This is a genomic window from Oleiphilus sp. HI0061 (genome assembly GCF_001635675.1).
Map to the genome: position 1 here is coordinate 1 of NZ_LWFE01000228.1, position 1,380 is coordinate 1,380.

General features: G+C 40.6%; 1 protein-coding gene. It reads left to right on the top strand.

The genetic code is table 11. The features are described 5' to 3' along the window. A partial coding sequence (locus A3735_RS30175) for a hypothetical protein (protein WP_197485622.1) occupies positions 1-620 on the top strand: 620 nt, incomplete at its 5' end. Positions 621-1,380 lie beyond the last annotated feature (760 nt).

The window sequence follows — 1,380 nt, forward strand, 5'->3', positions numbered from 1 at the left end:
TACACTCTCAAGACCGGGCCTATACCGTAAACGAAATGTACGACTATGTTGAAAATGCAGGATTGAAGTTAAATAAACTATATAATCCTGACCACCCTCTTGGTGACATGATTTTTTATCCCGAAACCTATATTCGTGACCCAGAGCTGTTGAACACAATCAAACAACTTCCGCTTAGAAAACAGCAATCTATCTGCGAGTTGTTGTTTGGTCAAATCATGAAACAATGCTGTTTTGTTTCGTTTAAGGAAACTTCTACTCCTAGCATAAAGAATACAGATCTGGTTCCTGCCATCAGCACCATTTACGGCCAAAATGAACGTAAGCAAAATTTGCTTAAGGCGTTTTCTGCACCAGGAAATCAAATACAACTGAACCAAATGTTTACCTTAAAAAGAAACCCACACAGCAAAGCATTGTTTGAACATATAGATGGAAAACGAAGCTTAAAAGAGGTTGTCGAGCAAACCATCAAGACAACGAAAAGCCATGCAACGTTTGAAACCGTCTTTGCAGAACTATGTTCCTTTGTTGAGGTCCTAATAAAACTAGATATGATGTATTTGAGAGAAAAGAGCGCAAGTAGTGCAGCTAATATAAACAATATGATGGGAGTGTGATCAGAAAATGTGTTCGGTTTCTTTAAATGTAAGCGTCCAATCGAGCACAACTAACTGCAAGGTCTAGGCTAGCACTAAGATTTAAAAGGAACTAGCGTATGACTAAACCGAGCGCTAAATATAGCTGGCCAGAGTCGTTGGCTTTTTAGCAAGTGAGTGGCTAAACGATAGCAGACTTCTGTTCCGTGCATAAAATTAGTCCCTTGATGATGGGCTGCAGGGATTCCAAAGTAACAGCTAATCCCACTCTAAACGCAAAACACTGGGTGTTGAGCAATGATTGTTTCGAGTTAAAAGAGGTAGCTCAAAACAGAGCTATTTCTCTCATTCTAATGTCCCACCGATGGTCACTGTGTCTGGGCGTAGGCTTTGATTGACTCTGATCCGTACCAGGTAATTCCGGGCTCTCTCCAAACTTCTCAGTCGATTTACATTTCTTATCACTGTATTTACCGATATCCCGCTTCAAAGCACTGTGTAGTGTTGAGCCTTGGAGTGATAGACTATGGGGTAGATGTCTATAGCGTGGTGGTGGCTACGGATTGGATCTCTTTCTAAGCTAAAATAGAAGAACTAAATATTAAGACCGGAATACTGATGAAGAATAAAGCTCAAAAACAACTCTCGTTTGAACCTCAATACCATCGAAAGTTGGCACAAGGAAAGTACACGCCTATATCAAAGAGGCTAATTAAGGGTAGCAACTCAATTTCGAGTGAAGACGTTGCTGAAGAGCGAGATTGCATACTTGCTGAAGGTT